This is a genomic window from Actinoplanes sp. M2I2 (genome assembly GCF_023544445.1).
GTDB lineage: Bacteria > Actinomycetota > Actinomycetes > Mycobacteriales > Micromonosporaceae > Actinoplanes.
Genome location: NZ_JALPVJ010000005.1, coordinates 323,154 through 338,422, shown reverse-complemented (window position 1 = coordinate 338,422; position 15,269 = coordinate 323,154). Strand labels below are relative to the sequence as shown.

Sequence of the window (15,269 nt, the reverse complement as noted above, 5' to 3'; positions counted from 1 at the left end):
CCGGCCTGACCAGCAGATCTGCCAAGATCATGGCTACCGCCGGCGCCCCGGGTCAAGTCCGGTCGTCAGCGCCCGCTCGCGGTTCCCGGCCCGCGGCGCGCTGCTCGGTAGCTTGTCCATGACTGGCCGGCGGTGTCGTTCGTCAGGCGGCCGGCAGATCCAAGAATCAGTCCTTCCCGGGCGGGGATCGTCAGGGCCGAGCGCCCCTTCTCCGTGGAGGCCGCTGCGCTCTTTGGCTCCGGGGCACCAGGGCTAGTTCGGCGACATCTGCAGCGCATCCCCATGACAGCGTCACACCGGCACCGCCGTGACCGTAGTTGTGGATGATCCTGGCACCGGTCGTGGACTCTTCTTCGACGCGAACGGGGTCGCGCGTGGGACGGAGCCCGACTCGATGAGCAAGTACTTCGGCGTCGTCGAAGCGTGGCTCGATCTCTGCGCACCTGCGAATGATGGCCATGGCAACGGCGGGATCCGGACCTCGGTTCCAGACGTCGGGTTGGGCGGTGCCGCCCAGGACGACGGTGTCGCCGTAGGGGTACCAGTGAGTGAGGTCGGGCGACGCCCCGGTGTCCTCGGAGAAGAACTCGTGCAGGCCGGGATTTTTCATCACGACAAGTTGTCCGCGGACGGGAACGATCTTCCTGTCATCGACAAGGTCCCGAGCGCCCATGCCGGCGCAGTTCACCACGATGCCGACCTCGCGCGTGGCCTCGGCGAGGGCCGAAACGCGCCGTCTTTGGATGACACCACCGGAGCCGGTGAGGCGGCGCCGTAGGTATTCGAGGTAAATCGGCATCTCGACCAATGGGGCGGTATACCGCCATTCCGTCGAAAAGTTCGCAGGCAGTTCGTGTGGTTCGCACATGCGGAATCCGTCGAGCTGGCCGCCCCAGGCCGGTGCCTCGACGGCTCCGCGGGAGGCTTCGATCCCCGAGACAAGCCGCACCCCGGTGCGCACGTCGTTGGCCAGGTCCCTCAGGACGGCCAGAGTATGTGTGCTCCAGGCGTCGACCCGGTCGAGCGGTTGGACGAGGTAGGGCCCCCACATTGCGCCGGCGGCCATGGACGTTGTCTCGGTGGTGGGTTCGGCCGTCCAGACAGTGACGCCGGCGCCTGCCTCGGCAAGGCAAATTGCCGTCGTCAGACCGGAGACGCCTGCGCCGATGACGATGATGTCGGCTTCCGGCTGTTTCACGATGTCGACGCTAGTCGCGGTTGCTCTGGTCCAGAGCGGCCTCGAAGCCTGACAGAAGATCTGGCTGGACCGAAGGTTGCAGGGGCGGACGCAGGCCGGAGCGGGTCTGTCGGGGCGCCGAGAAGGGCACGTTCGCCTTCTCCGAGGGTGGGTAATCAGGCTGGGCGAGCCGGGTGCTCGATCAACCGCTTCTCGCAATCTCGTGTGATTGACTCGTGGATCGAACGGATCTACGGGCCACGTGCAACCCATGAGCGTCAAGATCAGGAGCAGCAGGGATGTCCAACCGGCTCGCCACCGCAACGTCGCCCTATCTGTTGCAGCACCAGGACAACCCGGTCGACTGGTGGCCCTGGTGCGAGGAGGCTTTCGCCGAGGCTCGGCGCCGGGACGTGCCGGTGCTGATCTCGGTCGGGTATGCGGCCTGTCACTGGTGTCATGTGATGGCCCACGAGTCCTTCGAGGACGAGCAGATTGCCCGGCTCATGAACGACGGCTTCGTCCCGATCAAGGTCGACCGTGAGGAGCGGCCCGACGTCGACGCCGTGTACATGACCGCCACCCAGGCCATGACCGGGCAGGGCGGCTGGCCGATGACGGTCTTCGCCACGCCCGACGGCGACCCGTTCTTCTGCGGGACCTACTTCCCCCGGGCCAACTTCGCGCGCCTGCTCGACTCGGTCACCACGGCCTGGCGCGACCAGCGGGAGCAGGTCGTCCAGCAGGGCGCCAGCGTGGTCGAGGCGATCGGCGGGGCCCAGCTGGTCGGTGGGCCCACGGCGCCGGTCTCGGCCGAGCTGCTCACCGCCGCGGCCAACGGCCTGCTCAAGGATCAGGACACGACCAACGGCGGCTTCGGCGGCGCGCCCAAGTTCCCGCCGCACATGAGCCTGCTCTTCCTGCTGCGCCACCATCAGCGCACCGGTTCCGGCGAGGCGCTCGAGGCGGTCCGGTTCGCCGCCGAGCGGATGGGCCGCGGTGGCATCTACGACCAGCTCGCCGGCGGTTTCGCGCGGTACGCGGTCGACGCGACCTGGACGGTGCCCCACTTCGAGAAGATGCTCTACGACAACGCCCTGCTCCTCCGGGCGTACACGCAGCTCTGGCGCCTGACCGACGACCCGTTCGTCCGGCGGATCGCCGACGAGACGGCCGCGTTCCTGCTGCGTGACCTCGGGACCCCGGCCGGTGGGCTGGCCTCGGCCCTGGACGCCGACGCCGCGGGGGTCGAGGGGCTGACCTACGCCTGGACGCCCGAGCAGCTCACCGAGGTGCTCGGGGCCGACGACGGCGGGTGGGCGGCCGACCTGTTCGGGGTGACCGCCGAGGGCACGTTCGAGCACGGCAGCAGCGTGCTCGTGCTGGCCCGCGACATCGACTCGGCCGACCCGGCGCTGACCGAGCGCTGGCGGGACGTACGGGAGAGGTTGCTGGCCGCCCGGGCCACCCGCCCGCAGCCCGCGCGGGACGACAAGGTCGTCGCCTCGTGGAACGGCCTGGCCGTGACCGCGCTGGCCGAGCACGGCCTCCTGACCGGCGCCGAGTCGTCCCGGGTGGCCGCCCTCGAGATCGCCACCGTGCTGGCCGAGCGCCACGTCGTCGACGGCCGCCTGCGCCGGGTCTCGCGCGACGGCGTGGTGGGGGAGCCGGCCGGGGTGCTCGAGGACTACGGCTGCGTCGCCGAGGGGTTCCTGGCCGTGCACCAGCTCACCGCCGACGGCGTCTGGCTCGACCGGGCGCGTGACCTGCTCGACGTGGCCCTGGGCCACTTCGGCACCGGTGGGGGTGGCTTCTACGACACCGCCGACGACGCCGAGCGCCTGGTCACCCGTCCGGCCGACCCGACCGACAACGCCACGCCGTCCGGCCTGTCCTCGATCTGCGCGGCCCTGGTGGCGTACGCCGCTCTGAGCGGTGAGCCCAGCTACCGCGAGGCGGCCGACGCGGCCCTGGCCACCGCGGGCCCGGTGATCGGCGGTCACCCCCGTTTCGCGGGCTACTCGGCGACGGTGGCCGAGGCTGCGCTCTCCGGGCCGTACGAGATCGCCATCGTGGCGCCGGCGGGCCAGGAGGGACCGCTGCTGACCGCCGCCCATCGCCACGCCCCGCCCGGCACCGTCATCGTCGCCGGCGAGCCCGACCGCGCGGGGGTCCCCCTGCTGGCCGACCGGCCGCTGCAGTCTGGCGTCCCGACGGCGTACGTGTGCCGGGGTTTTGTCTGCGACCGTCCGGTGACCAGCCCGGACGATCTGGCGGCGCGCCTGGGTCGCTAGGCTGGTGAGGCGATGGATACCCGAACCGGTCTGCCTGTGGTCGGCATGGTGGGCGGGGGCCAACTGGCCCGGATGACCCACCAGGCCGCTATTTCTCTCGGTCAGTCACTGCGCGTGCTGAGCGTGTCTCCCGATGACAGTGCCGCGCTGGTCGCGGCCGATGTGCGGATCGGTACGCATACCGATCTGGCCGCGCTGCGGGAGTTCGCGAAGGGCTGCGAGGCCGTCACCTTCGATCATGAGCACGTGCCGACCGAGCACATCGAGACGCTCGAGTCCGAGGGCGTCAAGATCTACCCGGGCTCCCGGGCGCTGGTGTTCGCCCAGGACAAGGGTCTGATGCGCGAGCGGCTCGGCGCGCTGGGCGCCCCGGTGCCGCGGTGGGGCCGCGTCGAGACCGCCGCCGACGTCGAGACCTTCGCGGGTGGTGTCTGGCCGGTCGTGGCCAAGGCCACCCGAGGCGGGTACGACGGCAAGGGCGTCTGGATGCTGGCCGGCCCCGAGCAGGCGGCGGAGCTGGTGGCCACCGGCACCCCGCTGATCGTCGAGGAGCGGGTGCCGCTGCGCCGCGAACTCGCCGTCCTGGTCGCCCGCTCGCCGTTCGGGCAGGTCGCGGCCTACCCGGTCGTCGAGACGGTGCAGCGCGACGGCATCTGTGTCGAGGTGCTCGCGCCCGCGCCCGGTCTGCCCGAGGAACTCGCGCTCAAGGCGCAGCAGCTCGCGATCGACCTGGCCAACGATCTCGGCGTGGTCGGCCTGCTGGCCGTCGAGTTGTTCGAGACCGTCGGCGGCATCGTGGTCAACGAGCTCGCGATGCGCCCGCACAACTCCGGCCACTGGACGATCGAGGGCGCCCGGACGTCGCAGTTCGAACAGCATCTGCGGGCGGTGCTCGACTACCCGATGGGTGAGACGTCGCTGACCGCCCCGGCCGTCGTGCTGGCGAACGTGCTCGGCGGCGAGGAGGGCGGCATCTCGATCGACGAGCGGCTGCACCACCTGTTCGCGACCGACCCCGGCGCCCGCGTGCACCTCTACGGCAAGCAGGTCCGCCCGGGCCGCAAGATCGGGCACGTCACCGTGCTGGGCGACGACATGACCTCGGTGCGGGCCCGCGCGGCCCGGGCCGCCCTATGGCTTCAGGAAGGCCGGTAATGGCACCGCTCGTCGGGATCATCATGGGCAGCGACTCCGACTGGCCCACGATGGAGGCGGCGGCGCTCGCGCTCGCCGAGTTCGAGGTGCCCTTCGAGGTCGGCGTCGTCTCGGCCCACCGTACGGTCCGCAAGATGGTCGACTACGCCGAGAACGCGGCCGACCGGGGCCTGCAGGTGATCGTCGCCGGGGCCGGCGGCGCCGCCCACCTGCCGGGCATGGTGGCCGCGCTGACGCCGCTGCCGGTGATCGGCGTGCCGGTGCCGCTCAAGCACCTCGACGGCATGGATTCGCTGCTGTCGATCGTTCAGATGCCCGCCGGGGTGCCCGTGGCGACCGTGTCGATCGGCGGCGCGCGCAACGCCGGCCTGCTCGCCGTCCGCATCCTCGGCGCCGCGAACCCCGCGCTGCGCAACCGCATGTCCGCCTTCCAGGCCGGTCTCGAGAAGCTCGTCGCCGAAAAGGACGCCGCCCTGCGCGACCGTCTGCTCGGGTAATCTCACGGCATGACGCGCCGCTGGCGACCGACGGTTGTCCTCGTCGCTGTCGGCGTGCTCGGCGCGGTGCTGTTCGCGACCGACGGCTCGACGCTCGCCGGTGTGGTGTTCCTCGCGGTCGTCGCCGGCTTGGCCGTGCTCGTCTCGCCCCGCGCGTTCCCCCGGTCGATCACCGACGCCGAGGCCCGCGCCGCCCAGGCTGCCGACGGCCGCCCGATCATCTACTGGCGTCCGGGGTGCCCGTTCTGCGTGCGGCTCCGCGGGTCGCTGGCCCGTCAGGCCGACCGCTACCACTGGGTCGACATCTGGGGCGACCCCGACGGCGCGGCCACGGTCCGCTCGGTCGCCGACGGCAACGAAACCGTCCCGACGGTCGTCACGACGACCCGGTCCTATGTGAACCCAGCCCCTCAGCTCGTCCGCAGCCTCAGTTCCTGAAGGCTTCACGCGGCGTTCAAGAGCCCCTCCTACGATCGATGAAGCCGGTACAACACGGAGGCGGTCATCGACTTCTGGTGGAGCGTGGCACTGGCGACGCTCGGCATCGTCGTGCCGAGTATCGCGGCGATCTACGAGTTCCTCGTCAAGGGACGCAAGCGGCTCGGATACCGCGTGCAGATGGACACCACGGCCAACGACGTGGGGGAGACGGCCGCACCCGGCGCGCTGGGTGAGCTGAGCAAGGACGGGATGCCGCTCGTCGACCCCAGCATCGTGCTGCTGCGCATCGAGAACACCGGACGCACCAACATCGACGAGCACGACTACGCCGTCCGCGACGACGACAAGGCCGGCATCCGGGTGAGCTTCCCCGGCCGGCGCGTCGTCGGGCTCGTCGTCACCGAGCTGAGCGACGAGAACCTGCGCTCCAGCCTGACCGGCCTCACCGTGCGCGACGACCTCATCGAGCTGCCCAAGGTGCCGATGAACCGGCACGACCACTACAAGGTCCTGGCCGCGCTGGAGAGCTCCGACGGCACCACGAAGAGCGACGGGCCGTACCCCGATCCGCTCGTGGTCGGCACGATCAAGGGCGGCGTGGGCGACGGCCGCATCATCGAGACGCGCAGCCGTACCGGCACCCCGAAAAGGGCCATGGTGCTGGTCGGTTTCCTGGCCCTGCTGGTGGTCGCGCAGTCGATCGTCTTCTTCCGCAGCGACACCGGCACCCCGCTCGACTGCGCCGCCGGCCGGCTGACGGTGACCGGTTCGACAGCCTTCGAGCCGGTGATCCGGGAAGCGGCCCGGTCCTATCAGGACGTCTGTACGGAGGCTTCCTTCTCGTACGAGATGCGCGGCAGCGGCGAGGGTCTGCTGGCTCTCGACCGGGCCACCGAGAAGGCCGACGTGCTCGCCTTCTCGGACGGCGAAAAGCCCGAGGGGATGCCCGCTCTGGTGGCCCGGCCGATCGCCTTCGTGCTGTTCACGCTGGTGATCAACGCCGAGACCGGGGTGCGCGACCTGACCACCGACCAGATCCGCCGCCTGTACCGCGGCGACATCACCAACTGGAAGCAGATCGGCGGCGCCGACGTGCCCGTCCGGCTGATCAGCCGCAACCCCGGTTCCGGGACGCGGGCGGCCTTCCAGCGCCGGGTCCTCGGCGGCGTCCGCGAACCGGGCAGCAACTCCGACACCTGCCGCGACCGCGACCCCGGCTCCCCGGACGGCGTGGTCCGCTGCGCCCGCAACTCCACCGACGACGTGCTGAGCGCTGTGGTCGACTTCCCGGGCGCGCTCGGTTACAGCGAACTCGGCGCGGCGACCGACCGTGCGGGCCTGGCCCTCGTACGCATCGACGGCCGGCCCGCCACCGTGCCGGACGCCGACCACGGCACGTACCCCTTCTGGGAGACCGAACTCGGCTACACCCACGGCGACCCGGACGCGCACTCGCTGGCCGCCAGCTTCCTGCGCTACCTCACCAACCAGGTAGGAGCCGACATCATCCGCGCCCACGGCGACCGCCCGTGCGCCGAGCTGGCCAACCCCCAGCTCTGCCACCCCGTCTCCGGCGCCTGACCCGACCATTCAGGCGGACCGGCCGGAGCCGTTCGTCAGGCGATCAAGCGATCGGCGGTGAGCTTGCGGGACGTGCCGGCGAGCAGGGTGCGCAGCCGGGCCGCGGGTAGCGGGGCGGCGCCCGGGTCGGCTGCGGGCGGCTGCGGGGGAGTGCCGGAGCGTAGAGCTTCCACGAGCTGCGCCCAAGCGGCCCACATCGCGTCGGGGTCTGCGCAGTACGGCACGACATAGGGGTCGGTCTCGGGTTCGAAGCGCCAGCTCTCGGCCAGCGGGCCCACGTCGACAGTGTCGAATCCAAGCTGGCTGATCAGCTCAGCAGCGCCGGCCCTGGCCTGCGGGTCGTCGCCGGCGATGGGTAGCGCGGTGCGGTCGGCCGCGCCGGCCGGGCGCGCCAGCGCGGAGATGTGGTGCTCGCTGATGTTGTTGAAGGCCTTGACGAGGTGGGCGCCGGCCAGCTGCTGCTGGACGAATTCGCTGGTGGTGACCTCACCCGCGTCGAGGGCGGGGAGGCGACCGTCGCGCGTGGCGTAGTAGTTGCCCGTGTCGAGCACCACCTTGCCCGCCAGTTCGGCGGCGGGCAGCTGGTTGTAGGCGGCGAGCGGAAGGATGCTCACCACCACCCGGTCGCCGGCTCGGGCGGCTTCCGCGGGGGTCCCGGCCCGGGCCCGGGCACCGAGGTGCGCGACTTTCGCGGTGAGAGTTTCCGGGCCGCGGGAGTTGGCCAGGACGACGTCGATGCCGGCTGCGATCGCCCGCTGAGCGATCCTGGTGCCGATGGCACCGGCGCCGATGATGCCGAGTGTTGCCATGGGGTCTCCTCAGTGCGCGGACGGGTCAGGCGAGGCGATGGCCCCGTCGACCCGATCAAACGGAGCAGATGCTCCGCACCAAGCTAGCATCAAGCGGAGCACCTGCTCCTGTTGTTCAGGCCACAAACGGAGCAAGTGCTCCGCGGCCTGGTTGCTGTCGTACGCTGGACACCATGACGCTCGCCGATCACGCCACCGCCGCGACCAGGTCCGGCCGTCGAGCCGACGCCGAGCGCAACCGGGCCGCGATCATCGCGGCGGCCGGTGAGGTGTTCGCCGAGTGCGGCGGTGGCGTGGACGTCCGGGAGATCGCCCGGCGCAGCGGCGTCGGCATGGGCACGCTCTACCGCCATTTCCCGACCAAGGACGAGTTGCTCGCCACCGTCCTGGAACTGCAGTTCAACGCGTGGCTCACCGACGCGCACCAGCAGGCCGTGGCCACCGAGGACCCGTGGCAGGCACTTGTCGGCTTCTTCGAACAGCTGCTCGACAATCAGGCCGACAATCGCGCCGTCGTCGAGAGCTACGCCACCACCGGTGGCCCCAGTGAGTCCTGCGTCCAGCGCTGCTACTCCCTGATCGACCAGGTACGCACCCGCTGCGTGGACGCCGGCGTTCTGCGCACCGGCGTCACCACCGAGGACCTGTTCCTGCTCAGCGGCTCCCTGAGCCAGGCCGTCCTGACCACCGCCGACAGCCACCCCGGCACGTGGCGCCGCCTGCTGCGCATCTCCCTCGACGGCCTCAGCAGCCGCAACACCGAACCCCTGCCCGAGCCCGACAGCGCGGCAACAGACCGCGCCTTGCCCCGGCCGGCGCCGTCCGAGATGATCGCGGGCTGACAGTCACTTCTGGACGGCGGCCTCGGCCCGGACGAGCAGGTCGGTGAACCAGGTCGCCTCGGTGACCGGGACGAAGGGGGCCGTTGCCCAGAATCGCTTGGCTGCTTCGGCTTCCGCCGACGTGAGGGCGGCGGCGCTGTCGGCCGTCAAGTAAGCCGTCGTGTGGCGGAGGGCTACATCATCGGGCTCGGGAGTGATCGGCTTGTCGTCGCGGACGCACGTCGCCGCGGTGAGACCGGCGACGTCGGCGCAGGTCGACGTGGGCCCGGCGGAGAACTCGACCGCGACCATGACCCGCCTCCCGTCGACCTCGAGGTGGTAGGCGTCGAGCAGGGCGCCGTTGCCGCTGCCCCGGTGTGAGCCGCCGGTCAGGTCGGGCGGGTTGCCGGGGGTCAGGTCGGTGAGGCCGGGTGGGCGGGACTTCGGCACGTACGCGAAGCCGACCGGGTTGCCGAAGTCGCGCCAGCCCTCGACGGAGAGCACGCTGTCGAGCAGCTTCGCTTCGGGTACGGAGGGATCGACGACCCGGGAGGGCGGCGCGATCACGGTCGCCCCGGCCTCGCTCGCCGGCCAGAACCGCACGGCCGCACCCAGAATGCCCGCCGCGACGACCACGCCGAGCGCCGCGTTCACCCACCCACGCTGTCGCATTGCGCCCCCCTGATTCTGTGTCGCCGCAGGCTAGCGTGTCGTCTTCGCGGTCAGAATCCGGTCAGGTGGGCCACGTCATTGAGCCGGACGACGGCGTGGTTGTGGTAGCGATCGTCCTCGTGCAGCGTCTTGATGCCACCCGGCGAGAACCGGAAGGCCACCCGCCCGGCCGACTCCGGCGGCATCTCGATCCAGGCCGCGACGACGAACGTGGCGGCCATCCCGTGGGTCACGATCACCTGGTGGGGCGCGTCCGACTTCAGGATCCGCTCCACCGCGGCGTAGACCCGGACGACCAGGTCCCCCTTGGTCTCGGCGCCCGGCACGCCCTCGTCGTGGCGCAGACGCTCGCCGGATCGCGGTGGCGGGATGAAGCGATCGTCCAACCACGACTGTGGTCTGCCGCCGGCCTCGCCGAACGACTTCTCCCGCAGGTCGCTGTCGAGGATCGCCTCGGTGCCCAGCCGGCCGGCGATGATGTCGGCCGCCCGGCGGGTGCGCAGCAGGTCGGAGGAGTGGACCTCGGCCCGCGGGGCTCCATCGGTACGGGCGGGCAGCGACGCGGCGAGGGCGTCGGCCGTCCTCACGGCCTGTTCCCGGCCGCGGGCCGTGAGGTCGGAGTCGTACCAGCCGCCGACCAGCCCGTCGACGTGGTGCGTGGCCTCGGGATGGGTGACCACGTACAGGGTTCTCATCAGCGCATCTTGACCAGGGCGCCGCGCAGCCCCTCGCGCGTACGGCGGCGGTTCTCGTTGGTGGCGCCGACCCAGAGCAGAATCACGCCGAGCGGCACCAGGACCAGCCAGGGACCGACGAGCGTGCTGGCGAAGTGGATGGCCGAGAAGATGGTGGCCACCGCGCCCACGACCACCGGGGCCTGCTGGCGGTTGCGGGAGCCGACGATCAGCGTGGCCACCGCGGCCAGCAGGAGCAGCACCTCGCGCAGCTCGCCGCCGTTGCCGGCCAGCACGATGCCGATCGTGGGCACGAACGCGGCCAGCAGCGCCGGACCGTACGCGGCCCAGCTGCTCAGGTCGGGGCGGTCGCGCGACTCGAGGACACCGACCAGCAGGGCCAGCGTCGCGAAGGGCAGCGTGTACGCCTCGGGGAGCGCCACATCGGCCAGCGCGACGAACAGCCAGATGCCGACGACCTCGAAGCCGACCGCCGTCCAGAAGAGCGCCCGCCGCTGGCTGGGCGGCCGGCCGACGCGCGCGGCGGCCAGCCCGAGGACGGCGCCCCACGCGGCGAGCATCGCGGCCAGGTGGGCGGGGGAGTCGAACGCCATGACGCCGGCGATCAACGCGGACGCGTAGCCGGCCCACTCGATCGTCGAGGCCTCGGCCCGGTATTGCGGAAGACCCAGGCGCGGCACGGTGGCCTCGAGGACCAGCAGGGCGGTGCCGACGGCCAGGACGCCGAACGCGGCCCACGGCCGTTCCACCCCGGCCGCCATCGCGGCGGTGAGCACGAAGAACTGGCCCATCACGGCGGCGAACAGCCAGCCGAGGATGCGGGCGAAGCGGCTGCGGCCACCCAGCGCGGCGGCCAGGCCGACCAGGACGGCGCTGCCCAGCGTGAACAGCGTGAGGCGCTGCTGGGCGAGGCTGCCGGCCAGGCCCGCGTTGCCGGCGAGCAGACCGATCACGAAGACGATCGTGCGGGTCGTCCCGAGCAGCGACGAGCGGCGGCCGGCCGGCGGCGGGGTGAGCGCCAGCCCGAGCATCGAGATCGTGAAGACGACCAGGGCCGCGGTGGTCGCGGTGGGGTAGCGCGCGTCGAGGGCGATCGGGGCGATCAGGATGGTGATGGCCAGACCCGGAAGGATCACCGGCACGGCCTCGGACGCCTTGCCGCCGAAGCCGATCGCGGCCAGCGCGGCCGCCCCGGTGAGCAGCACGATGGCCAGGACGCTGGTGCCGTCGACGTAGCCGGACGAGGGCTGCGACAGCGCCGGGATCGGGCCGTCCCAGATGTGCGAGAGCTGGCCCAGCGGGTCGACCAGCGCGGCGCGCAGTGCGGGGGCGATCGAGAAGAGCGCCAGGATGGTCGGCAGCAGAGCGAGCACGATAGCGCTGGTGGCCGGGTCGACCAGCCAGCGCCCGCTGAGCCCGAGCGGGCGGGCCGTGGTCCACCGGCGGGCCGGGTAGCGGCTGCCCGAGAAGACTCCCTCGCGGGCCAGGGTGAGCCCGGGCGCCGGGATCGAGCCGCGCAGCAGCTCGGCCAGCACACCGAGCAGGGCCGCCGCGGCGGCGTAGAGGGCCGTCGGGTGCGGTGTCGGGATCGACGCGAAGGCGGTGATCGTCGCGCCCAGCACGAGGCCCACCGTGGCCCACGGCAGGAACTGCGCGATGTAGCGGCCGGCCAGCGCGAGCAGGGCCAGGCTCAGGCTCGAGGCGGCCAAGGCGGCCGTGAGCACCACCATGGCGCCGCGGTCCTGGTCGCCGCCGATCGAGGCCAGGACGCCGGGCAGCGCCAGCATGATCGCGCCGGTGGCCGCGCCGCCGATCTGGGCCCGGTGGCGGGGCATGCCGGTGTCGTCGCGGGCCAGATCGGCCTCGGTGACCGTGGACGGCGACCCGAACCGGCTCGGCGGGGGCAGGGGCGTGCCGGGCGGCGGGCTCTCGATCGGGGCGACCCGGGTGCGGGCCAGCACCGCGGTGAGCGCGCCGATCAGCACGACGAGCAGCAGGGACAGCGCCGTCGACCAGGGCCGGGCGAGCGAGGCGATCACCGCGTGCAGCAGCACGGCGGCGGCCGCCCCGGCGCGGCAGAGGGCGGCGGCCGGTTCCAGGGCCGAGATCGAGGCCATCGCGTACGCCACCGCGACGGCCGCACCGATGAGGAGCGGCGACCACCAGGGCAGCCCGAGCGCGAACGGCGCGCCGATCGCGGCCGCCGCGCCGGCGATCGCCGAGAACAGGTGCGACCACGGCCGGGGAGCCGCGATGGCGGCAGCGATCGACACAGCGACCAGGGCGAACGGCGCCTGCCAGGCGCCCGGGCCGGGACCCGGGAACGCCGTCAGGTCGGCGTCCCACAGGTCGGCCGAGACGGTCAGCATGCGGGCCGCGCCGGCCAGGGCCTGGTAGCCCGCGATCGCCCCGACCACGACGCCGGCCACGGCCAGGCCCCGGTTGGGGCCGCGGTTCCACTCCGCGGGCAGCACGGCGACGCCGAGCGCGACGATCAGCACCACCACGCCCGCGACGGCGAGCGGCGCCTCGGGGAAGGCCAGCGCGAAGACTCGGGCCAGCGCGCCGCAGATGGCGACGGTGGCGGCCGCGGCGGCGATGTCGGGGCCGTCGAGCATCCGGTCGCTGCGCCGGCCGTTGTCGATCGACTTGGAGAAGAACAGCAGGCCGGCCGCGACCAGCAGGAGCGCGCCGACCCAGACGTCGGGCGCGGTGGCGCCGGGCGAGAGCAGCGCGGCCAGGGCCAGGGCGATCGCGCCGAGCCCGGTGCCCGCGGTCAGCGGCAGGCTGATGTCGCGGCGGGCCACCTGGAACACGGCGGAATAGCTGAGCGTGGCCGCCACGGCCAGGAAGCCGACGGCCAGCGCCGGGACGGTGACCGCCTCGGTGGGCGGCGGGCCGTCGCCCTGGTCGGCGACGGCGAGCGCCGCGGTGACCACGGCGCCGGGCAGGGCCAGCGCGGCGGCGCCGGCGGCCCAGTCGCCGACCAGCCAGGCGTACAGGCGGATCGGGATCTGCCGGGCCGCCACCGCGATCATCACGCCGGCGCCGGCGATCGCGGTCAGGACGGCCGCGGTGAGCCAGGCCGCGCCCAGGGCGGCGCCGGCGCCGAAGAGCCCGACCACGCCGGCCGCGGCCACATGGGTGATCGCGATGCGGCGGGTGGTCGCGGCCAGCCCGGCGGCGCCGAGGCCGACCGAGGCGAGGACCAGCGGCCACGGGGCCCCGGACCAGTCCAGGCCGAGCGAGGCGGGAACGGCGAGGGCGGTCAGCGCGATGCCGGCGACCGCGCCCTCGTGCCGCACGCTGGGCGGCAGGGCGAGCGCGGCGGCGATGGTGACCAGCAGCGCGCTGAAGGCCAGCAACCAGCCCAGGTCGCCGGCGGCCTCGGCCATCCGCTGGGCGTAGCCGGCCGTGTCGGCCTGCCAGACCGGGCGGGCGGCCTGCAGCGGGGCGAACGCGGCCCGCAGGCAGTCCACGATCAGCACCACGCCGATCAGGATCAGCGCCACCGCCGAGGCGATCTGCGGACCGCGGCGTACCTCGGGCGGGACCAGGGCCACGACCGCGCCGGTGACCGCGATCGCGGCGGCCGCCACCGCCAGCGTCCAGTGCGGCGACACGACGTGGGCGATGCGGGCCGTCGCGCCGATCACGGCCAGGGCGAGCACGCCGCCGGCGATGTTGCGGGCGGTCAGGTTGTCGAGCAACCAGGCGGCGGCGAACGCGGTGAGCGCGGCCAGCACCAGCACCAGCCCGGAGCGCAGCGCGTCGGGCAGCACCCGGGCCTGCAGCAGGGCGACCGACGAGTACAGCAGGGCGCCCGCGCTGGCCACGATCAGCAGCGCGAACGTGAGCTCGCGCAGCCAGTCGGCCGACGGCGGCGTGGCCGGCAACGTGACCGGCACCGAACCCGCCGCCGGGGCGCCCTCGGGACGGGGACCGGGGAAGATGCGCGTCCGCAGCCATCCCTTCCGCCGCCGGGTCGTGGACCCGTGGATGATGAGGTCGGGCTCCTCGGGCGCCGACTCGGGGCGTTCGGGCGCGTCCTCGGCGAGCAGCACCGGATCCTGATGCTGCCGGTCGGCCGCCACCGGGCGTCCCCACGGCCATTCCGGGAGCAGCCGGCCCTTGCGGATCACGGTGGTGAGCAGCAGCAGGTCGAGCACGGCGACCACGGTCAGCGCCATGCCCCAGCCGGCCGGGCTCTCGATCATCGGCTCGGCCAGCAGCAGCGGAACCGGCTGCACGGCCACGACGGTCGCGTAGCGAGGCGCGGCGAGCCGGGTGAAGCCGGCGTAGACGAAGCTGGCGATCGCCGTGATCGCGAAGGTGATGCCCAGGTAGAGCGGGACGGGCACGCGCGCGCCGCCGGTCAGGTCGCTGCCGTGCAGCGCGAACAGCGTCAGCGGCAACAGGATCAGGCCGACCCAGGAGACCGTCTCGCCGGTCGAGCTGAGACCGCGGCGGGCGATGCCGGGCGCGGCGACCAGGGCGGTCGCCGTGGCCAGGGCGAGGACGAAAGCCCGGGCGAACGGGTTGGTGACGGCGACACCGGCGAAGACCACCGCGGCGACGCCGATGAGCAGCGCGCCCAGCGCGAGCAGGATGTTCTGCACCGACTGGGAGGACGCCTCGGGCGGGTGGTGCTCGGCGCCCGAGAAGCCGGCGGAACGACGCGGGGCCGGGGCGACCCGCTCGGTCGGCGGCGGGTCGTCGAGCAGGGCGGTCACGCCGTCGGTGGCGACGCCGGGCGGGCCGGTGTGCGCCGAACCGGGCGCTGCCCAGTCCGGGCGCGGCGCGGTGGGCCGGGGACGACCGGACGACGGCGGTGACGGCGGGGGAGGCGGCTCGTCCGCCGGGCCACCGGTCGGCGGCGGTGGTGGCGGGAACTCCTCGGTCGCGCGCCGGCGTACACGTCGGGTCTTGGGGCCCTTGGCGGTCTTCTTCTTGGTGTTGGCGTGGGCGAGGATGTCACGCTGGAACTGCGCCGCCTGGATCTTGGCGGCGATCTGCGTGCGCTCCTTCGCCGCGGCCATGTCGCGGATCTTGAGATCCGCGATCGAAGCCTCGATGCGGGCCAGCTCATCGTCGTAGCTGTCGGGCTGGTCAGCCTGCGCCACGGAA

11 protein-coding genes are annotated in these 15,269 nt (G+C 72.8%); 6 read left to right on the top strand and 5 right to left on the bottom strand.

Annotation, left to right across the window (positions count from 1 at the left end; genetic code table 11):
- Nucleotides 1–190 precede the first annotated feature (190 nt).
- Nucleotides 191–1,198: an FAD-dependent oxidoreductase gene (locus tag HJC40_RS12535; RefSeq protein WP_250001083.1), complete on the bottom strand. Its 1,008-nt coding sequence runs from the start codon at nucleotides 1,196–1,198 to the stop codon at nucleotides 191–193.
- A 278-nt stretch (nucleotides 1,199–1,476) separates the two neighbouring features.
- Between HJC40_RS12535 and HJC40_RS12530 the strand changes: the two genes are divergently transcribed.
- The 5 genes from HJC40_RS12530 to HJC40_RS12510 all read left to right on the top strand — a co-directional run bounded on the left by HJC40_RS12530 (nucleotide 1,477) and on the right by HJC40_RS12510 (nucleotide 7,145).
- A complete protein-coding gene (locus HJC40_RS12530; protein WP_250001082.1) occupies nucleotides 1,477–3,471 on the top strand; it encodes a thioredoxin domain-containing protein in 1,995 nt (664 codons plus the stop codon).
- A gap of 12 nt (nucleotides 3,472–3,483) precedes the next feature.
- Complete coding sequence (locus HJC40_RS12525; protein ID WP_250001081.1) at nucleotides 3,484–4,626, top strand: 5-(carboxyamino)imidazole ribonucleotide synthase; 1,143 nt, start codon at nucleotides 3,484–3,486, stop codon at nucleotides 4,624–4,626.
- The gene (purE, locus tag HJC40_RS12520) at nucleotides 4,626–5,123 is read left to right on the top strand and encodes a 5-(carboxyamino)imidazole ribonucleotide mutase (RefSeq protein WP_250001080.1); all 498 of its coding nucleotides are present in this window, start codon (nucleotides 4,626–4,628) and stop codon (nucleotides 5,121–5,123) included. Before HJC40_RS12525 ends, purE begins: the two co-directional genes overlap by 1 nt.
- Before the next feature lie 9 nt (nucleotides 5,124–5,132).
- The gene (locus HJC40_RS12515; protein WP_250001079.1) at nucleotides 5,133–5,561 is read left to right on the top strand and encodes a glutaredoxin domain-containing protein; all 429 of its coding nucleotides are present in this window, start codon (nucleotides 5,133–5,135) and stop codon (nucleotides 5,559–5,561) included.
- A gap of 84 nt (nucleotides 5,562–5,645) precedes the next feature.
- Nucleotides 5,646–7,145: a PstS family phosphate ABC transporter substrate-binding protein gene (locus tag HJC40_RS12510; RefSeq protein ID WP_250001078.1), complete on the top strand. Its 1,500-nt coding sequence runs from the start codon at nucleotides 5,646–5,648 to the stop codon at nucleotides 7,143–7,145.
- Between the two features lie 35 nt (nucleotides 7,146–7,180).
- Here HJC40_RS12510 and HJC40_RS12505 read toward each other — a convergent pair whose 3' ends face one another.
- Nucleotides 7,181–7,954 (bottom strand): NADPH-dependent F420 reductase, encoded by a 774-nt coding sequence (locus HJC40_RS12505; protein ID WP_250001077.1) that lies wholly within the window; start codon nucleotides 7,952–7,954, stop codon nucleotides 7,181–7,183.
- Between the two features lie 173 nt (nucleotides 7,955–8,127).
- On the opposite strand from HJC40_RS12505, the gene HJC40_RS12500 reads away from it, so the two are divergent.
- Nucleotides 8,128–8,796, top strand: a complete 669-nt coding sequence (locus HJC40_RS12500; RefSeq protein WP_250001076.1) for a TetR/AcrR family transcriptional regulator — start codon at nucleotides 8,128–8,130, stop codon at nucleotides 8,794–8,796.
- Between the two features lie 3 nt (nucleotides 8,797–8,799).
- On the opposite strand, the gene HJC40_RS12495 is transcribed toward HJC40_RS12500, so the two are convergent.
- From HJC40_RS12495 to HJC40_RS12485, 3 genes are read right to left on the bottom strand one after another with little or no spacing between them, the layout of a single operon-like run.
- Nucleotides 8,800–9,447, bottom strand: a complete 648-nt coding sequence (locus tag HJC40_RS12495) for a hypothetical protein (RefSeq protein ID WP_250001075.1) — start codon at nucleotides 9,445–9,447, stop codon at nucleotides 8,800–8,802.
- A 50-nt stretch (nucleotides 9,448–9,497) separates the two neighbouring features.
- A complete protein-coding gene (locus tag HJC40_RS12490; RefSeq protein WP_250001074.1) occupies nucleotides 9,498–10,142 on the bottom strand; it encodes a histidine phosphatase family protein in 645 nt (214 codons plus the stop codon).
- Nucleotides 10,142–15,265, bottom strand: a complete 5,124-nt coding sequence (locus tag HJC40_RS12485) for an SCO7613 C-terminal domain-containing membrane protein (RefSeq protein WP_250001073.1) — start codon at nucleotides 15,263–15,265, stop codon at nucleotides 10,142–10,144. The genes HJC40_RS12490 and HJC40_RS12485 overlap by 1 nt, the downstream gene beginning before the upstream one ends.
- Nucleotides 15,266–15,269: the final 4 nt, after the last annotated feature.

Coding starts and splice junctions, on each gene's coding strand:
- HJC40_RS12490 (WP_250001074.1), bottom strand. CDS start 10,142: ATGAGAACCCTGTACGTGGTCACCCATCCCGAGGCCACGCACCACGTC.
- purE (WP_250001080.1), top strand. CDS start 4,626: ATGGCACCGCTCGTCGGGATCATCATGGGCAGCGACTCCGACTGGCCC.
- HJC40_RS12515 (WP_250001079.1), top strand. CDS start 5,133: ATGACGCGCCGCTGGCGACCGACGGTTGTCCTCGTCGCTGTCGGCGTG.
- HJC40_RS12530 (WP_250001082.1), top strand. CDS start 1,477: ATGTCCAACCGGCTCGCCACCGCAACGTCGCCCTATCTGTTGCAGCAC.
- HJC40_RS12495 (WP_250001075.1), bottom strand. CDS start 9,447: ATGCGACAGCGTGGGTGGGTGAACGCGGCGCTCGGCGTGGTCGTCGCG.
- HJC40_RS12525 (WP_250001081.1), top strand. CDS start 3,484: ATGGATACCCGAACCGGTCTGCCTGTGGTCGGCATGGTGGGCGGGGGC.
- HJC40_RS12505 (WP_250001077.1), bottom strand. CDS start 7,954: ATGGCAACACTCGGCATCATCGGCGCCGGTGCCATCGGCACCAGGATC.
- HJC40_RS12500 (WP_250001076.1), top strand. CDS start 8,128: ATGACGCTCGCCGATCACGCCACCGCCGCGACCAGGTCCGGCCGTCGA.